The 6119-nt window shown below is 44.7% G+C and carries 5 protein-coding genes; all 5 read left to right on the top strand.

The features are described from left to right. Positions 1-240: 240 nt before the first annotated feature. Positions 241-702, top strand: a complete 462-nt coding sequence (locus tag V7R35_RS05940) for a (2Fe-2S)-binding protein (RefSeq protein WP_334013795.1) — start codon at positions 241-243, stop codon at positions 700-702. Positions 703-704: 2 nt separating this feature from the next. Further along, the gene (locus tag V7R35_RS05945; protein WP_334013796.1) at positions 705-2894 is read left to right on the top strand and encodes a xanthine dehydrogenase family protein molybdopterin-binding subunit; all 2190 of its coding nucleotides are present in this window, start codon (positions 705-707) and stop codon (positions 2892-2894) included. After that, the gene (locus V7R35_RS05950; protein WP_334013797.1) at positions 2891-3526 is read left to right on the top strand and encodes a hypothetical protein; all 636 of its coding nucleotides are present in this window, start codon (positions 2891-2893) and stop codon (positions 3524-3526) included. The genes V7R35_RS05945 and V7R35_RS05950 overlap by 4 nt, the downstream gene beginning before the upstream one ends. A gap of 135 nt (positions 3527-3661) precedes the next feature. Beyond that, on the top strand, positions 3662-4093 hold the full coding sequence (locus V7R35_RS05955; protein WP_334013798.1) for a DUF3010 family protein: 432 nt from the start codon (positions 3662-3664) through the stop codon (positions 4091-4093). A gap of 233 nt (positions 4094-4326) precedes the next feature. After that, on the top strand, positions 4327-6119 hold a 1793-nt coding region (locus tag V7R35_RS05960; protein ID WP_334013799.1), incomplete at its 3' end, for a ligand-binding sensor domain-containing protein.

A 6119-nucleotide genomic window follows, 5' to 3' on the forward strand; every position in this document is an offset into this window, starting at 1 on the left:
GAGGCTTTTGGCTGAGACAGAAGGAAGGATAAAAGCTTTAAAAACACTGCGATGCGCGAAAATTATTGAACCGATACTACGTGGGCACGTAAGCAGTACATTAACTATACTTTAACTAAGTAATTTCACGTGCCACGTTGCTCGTGGTTTTTGCATACAAGCACCTCGATTAGCCGCAGTCCTCTAATCAACAACATCAAACTTGTTTGTCGCAGTCTGACAACATAGCCCGGAGATACTATGAAAATTTCGATGCACGTAAACGGTGACGTTCGCGAGCTTGAAGTAGACGGACAAACGCCGCTGCTTTGGGTTTTGCGCGATGAATTAAACATGACAGGCACAAAGTATGGCTGTGGCAAAGCGCAGTGTGGCGCCTGCACTGTGCACTTAAACGGTAATGCCGTGCGTTCATGTGTAACGCCTGTCAGCGCTGTAAACAATTCCCAAGTAAGCACTATTGAAGGTATGGATAACAAAACGGCCGCGGCGGTAATGAAAGCATGGGAAGACTTAGATGTTCCCCAGTGCGGCTTCTGCCAATCGGGTCAGATTATGAGTGCGGTCGACCTTCTCACCAAAAAGCCAAACCCTACTGACGAAGATATTGATGCCGGAATGGCAGGAAACCTATGTAGATGTGCTACCTACGTACGCATTCGACAGGCTATCAAAAACGCTGCAGCAGAATTGGAGGCTTAACCATGCATATGTCACATGAAAAGCCATCGTTTAACCGCCGTCAATTTTTAAAAGCCAGCGTGGGAATAGCAACAGGTTTAGTAGTAGGGCTTTATCTGCCTTTGCGAAATCGTGCTGTTGCTAGTCAGAATGCCCCCATGCAGCCTAATGCATTCATTCATTTGAAACCCGACAACACCATAACGGTGTTAGTAAAGCATATTGAAATTGGCCAAGGCGCATTTACGGGTATGGCTACGTTAGTTGCTGATGAAATGGACGCAGACTGGTCACAGATGAAAGCGCAACACGCGCAGGCCAATACAGAACTATACAAAAACTTTGCATTCGGTATTCAGGGCGTTGGTGGTTCGACAGGACTTGCTAACAGTTATATGCAAATGCGCAAAGCAGGCGCAATGATGCGCGAAAATTTAGTGAAGGCGGCAGCTGACAAGTGGAACGTAAGTTCAACGAGTATCAGCGTAGAAAAAGGTGTTGTGCATCATAAGGCATCTAACCGACACACCACCTTCGGCGAATTAGCAGAAGCCGCGTCTGTCATAACGCCAAATCAAGATCCAACGCTAAAATCACCTGATAAGTTTATGTATATCGGCAAGCCGGTGTCCAAAATAGACACTGTGGCGAAAACCAATGGTAACGCCATTTTTACGCAGGATATTTCACTGCCTGACATGCGCTATGCGGTAGTGGCTCACCCCACGCATTTTGGCGCCACACTTAAACAGGTAGATGATTCAAAAGCAAAGCAAGTGCCTGGCGTTGTTGGCGTACATACCATTAGCAGCGGAGTTGCGGTAATAGCTACATCTACTTACGCAGCGATAAAAGGTAGAGACGCGCTAAAAATATCGTGGGACATTTCAAAAGCCGAAACCCGCTCAACCAAGCAAATCACGCAAGAATATGTTGATAAGACCGAAACGGCGGGTATTACTGCTACCAGTCATGGCAACGCTGCCTCAGCCTTGAAAAGTGCAACCGGCACCTATGAAGCGGTTTATACATTTCCCTATCTTGCACATACACCAATGGAAACATTAGATGGCGTAGTACGAGCAAACGAAGACGGCTCTGTTGAAGTATGGATGGGCAGTCAGCTACAAACCGTTGACCAAGGCACCGTGGCTTCGGTATTTGGCGTTAAACCAGAAAAAGTATCAATTAATACACAATTAGGTGGTGGTACCTTTGGCAGACGAGCTCAACCTGCCAGCAACTTCGCACAAGAAGCGGCAGAAGTTGCCAAAACCCAAGCCAAAGGAATACCCGTAAAACTAATGTGGACCCGGGAAGACGATGTACAAGGTGGTCGCTATAGACCGCTTACTGTACACCGCGTGAAAACCGGTAACGACAGTAACGGCAATGTAAACGCGTGGCATCACGTGATTGCTACCCAGTCTATAGTGGCAGGCTCTCCCTTCGAGCAAATGATACAAAATGGCGTTGACCCAACATCGGTTGAAGGTGCCAGTGATTTCCCATATGCCATTGCTAATCGCAACGTATCACTTCACACAATGAGTAATCCTGTACCTGTACTTTGGTGGCGCTCTGTTGGACATACACATACTGCCTATGTTGTTGAGACTGCATTAGACTACGCACTCGCAAGAACAGAAACCGACCCTATTGAAGGGCGCAGAACACTGCTAAAAGACTCGCCGCGCGATTTAGGCGTATTAGATGCGGTAGTAAAACTGTCTGACACTGCAGGACCAATACCTGAAGGCCATGCTCGCGGTATTGCTGTGCACAAGTCGTTTGGCACTTACGTAGCGCAAATTGCTGAAGTAACCAAAAACGATGAAGGTTTGCCCAAGGTAACTCGCGTGTGGTGCGCTGTTGACTGCGGTCTTGCCGTAAACCCTGATATTGTGAAAGCACAAATGGAAGGCGGCATCGGATTCGGCCTAGGCGCCATACTCGATGAAGAAATTACTTTAGGTGAAGGCGGTGAAGTGCAGCAAAGCAACTACGACACATATCACCCACTGCGTATTGCATCAATGCCACAGGTAGAGGTAACCATTGTTCCATCTAGCGAGTCGCCAACCGGTGTGGGCGAGCCTGGTGTACCGCCGATAGGTCCAGCAGTGGCTAATGCGTGGCGTTCGCTTACCGGACAATTTATTACCAACCTGCCAATGAACAAGGCAATTCGACGCGCACAGGAGGCATCATGAAATTTATAAATACACTCCTGCTGTTCGCTACAATAACACTTCTAGGTGCGTTTGTGATTGAGACCGTGCATGCCAACAGCCATAATGAGGACCACAGCAGCACGTTAAAAGCACCTGAAGACTTTGCGCACCTGTCATCCAAGCAAGCCTACTCTAAAGCGGTCTTTATTGAATTAGGAAAAGTGCTTCAGCACCCGCGGTGTGTTAATTGCCATGTAGAAGACGTGTTGCTACAAGGCGATGCTCAAAAACCCCACATGCCGCCAGTTCAAAGAGGCGTTGCAGACGTTGGCGTGCCAGGCATGATGTGCAGTACTTGCCATTCGTCAGACAACGTAAAGGTTAAAGACGACTGGTCGATGCCAGGACACACGCCATGGAAAGCCGCCCCCATTGATCAAAAATGGCTAGGTAAATCACTAAACGAAATCTGTGAGCAGTTAAAAGACCAAAACCGTAACGGCGGCAAAACGCTAGAAGCTGTGGTTAAGCACATTGCCGAAGACGGCTTGGTTGGCTGGGGCTTTCATCCGGGTAAAGGAAGAGAAAAAGCACCAGGCACGCAAGAAGAAGCAGGCGCTCTAGCAAAAGCGTGGGTGAACTCTGGCGCACACTGCCCTAGCGCAATGTAAAATCGAGTAGCAGTCTAGCAGACATTGTTAAAACGCTAGACTGCTTTACCATGCTTTCACCGCATCAAAAGCAGCGTTGATTCTTAAAAGCTGGAAACGCGCTATACTTACCGCCCCATTTTAAGAGGAATTATTATGAAAGCGTGTGGTATAGAAATTAAAAGTAATGAGGCGATTGTATGCTTGCTTACGTTAACTGATGGTGTATTTCATTTACCAGACTGCCGTACACGACGTTTAACCTTGGCCGATACTAGTGCCAAAGGCCTTAAGAATTTTCAAAACACCTTTGCTAAATTGGTTGAAGATTACAAAATTGAGGCTGTAATTATTCGACAACGTCAAAGCAAAGGTAAATTTGCAGGAAGTGCCATTGGCTTTAAACTTGAAGCAGCCATTGAATTGATAAACGACTTAGACGTTACGATATATAGCCCCACAGACATAAAAGAGTCTTTGCGCAAAAACCCTATTGCAGTTCCATTTTCAGAAACAGGACTCAAACAATTCCAAGAGCCTGCTTTCACCACCGCATACGCGTGGTTGATGTCAGATGCACATAAATAGTGATGCTTCAGTGCCAAGCTTAAGGCCTATTCATCAATACCCCATCAGCAGTATTTAACCCAAGATTGTATCGCTCTCCTCCTTCCCATTACCTAATTAGCCAAATGACCGCTATCATGTTGAGCGATACATAGGCTATTATTTCAAGTAACAAATTGTTACAAAACACGCTAACGTAGCGTTGCTGCGTTAGACGCTTATAAAAATAAAAAATACAGAAAGCGAATTAATATATGCGGTACCAGCTTGAACAGTTACTAAATAGCTCCTTTAAATTAACGTCTGCACTTTTGGGCTTTTGGCTTCTGTTTTTCACACTGCTACCCACAACTGTATTTGCTGACCCTATTATCAATTCCCCCCGCTTCAAACACTTATCAACTGAAAACGGCCTTTCTCAAGATTCCATTAACGATATGCTAGTTGATAGTGAGGGCTTTCTTTGGGTGGCCACTGAAACAGGACTTAACCGCTACGATGGTTATCACAACAAGCAAATTTTAGGTTTAAACAACGAGTTTGCAGATGATGGTATTTATTCCTTATTTGAAGATAAAGATAATAATCTATGGGTAAGTACGTTTAGCAGCGGTGTGTATAAAGTAGAGCGTGAAACGGGTAAGAGTGAGAGGGTTGTTGCAATAACCTATAAAAGCCAGCCAGACTGGTATCAATTTGCCTCACATTTCATTAACGGCCCTAATGACACGATTTATATCGCGCATGACCACGTTATTGTGCAGTACGACCTCACTACAAACACGTGGTCGAGCGTATTTGACCTACTTACTCCTGAATTTGGCATTCCCGAAAGCGAAGTAATTCGACAGCTGGCACTTCACGACAATGTACTTTTTATTGCAACCTCTGCAGGTTTGTATACTCAAGATTTAGCCACGCAAAAAGTCAAAAAAATACAGTATGAAGAGAATAGAGAATCTAACAAAGATAAGCTAAACGCCAAGCTGATACTTGTTGATGACCAGGCTAACTTTTGGTTAGGTACTGTAGAAGGCCTTTACAAATTTGAGCTAAATGCACTTTTAGATTATGCAAAAGGTGGCGAGACAATACCTGATGGTGCACTTGCACTGCCATCTCTAAATATTTGGAGTTTACTGCATATTAACGGCAGTCATTATTATCTTGCGACAAACGAAGGCCTGTATACTGTCGATTTAAACTCTCAACAACTGCAGCATTTATTCAAGCCATCAAGTGCTAACTTACTGATAACCGATGACAGCTTAACAAAAATCGCAGTAACACCTAACGAACAGCTATGGTTATCCACGAAAACGTCTGGCATGTTGCTGTGGAACCCACGCTCGGTGCTATTTGATAACGTCTACGCTGAAGGAGCATCACAAGGTTCTCTTAGTGATAATATTGTTCATGATTTTCATGTTCAAAACGATGAGAATTTATGGGTTGGCACCAACAATGGATTGAATTTGTATAACCTTGAAACAGGCGAAGTCGAACAGTTTTTGGTGACCCCCGATAAGAAAGCAGTGGCCTCTTCAAGTTCTATTTACATTATCAGAGAAGGGGAAGACAACTGGGTATGGCTAGCTACTTTTGCAGGCTTGCGTAAGTTTGACCTTGTCGAGAAACAAATTATCCCTCTTGATATGAACGCTACTACAAACGAAATGTTAGCGTCTGACAAAACCTATGACATTTTAAAGGTGTCAAAGAACAAATTTATTGTGGCGTCTGAACAACAGTTTTATAAACTGGACGAGAAAAACAACACGCTGATTAAAGATGAAATACTGTCAACGTCGTTAGATGTAAGCCAGTTTTACACGTTCATCCCAGACTACAGCAATACGGATGATTACGTTCTGATATCAATGACCGGTGGGTTATGGCGTTACAATACAAAAAGTAGCGAACTTAAGAAAATTCATACCACCCGCAATGTACAGTCTGAATATATTTTGCAACCTACTGAGGCTATCCTTGACGACTACAATACGCTATGGATAGCGTATCCCGGCCATGGATTATATGGCCTAGA

This window comes from Alteromonas sp. S167, from assembly GCF_036864375.1.
Classification (GTDB): domain Bacteria; phylum Pseudomonadota; class Gammaproteobacteria; order Enterobacterales; family Alteromonadaceae; genus Alteromonas.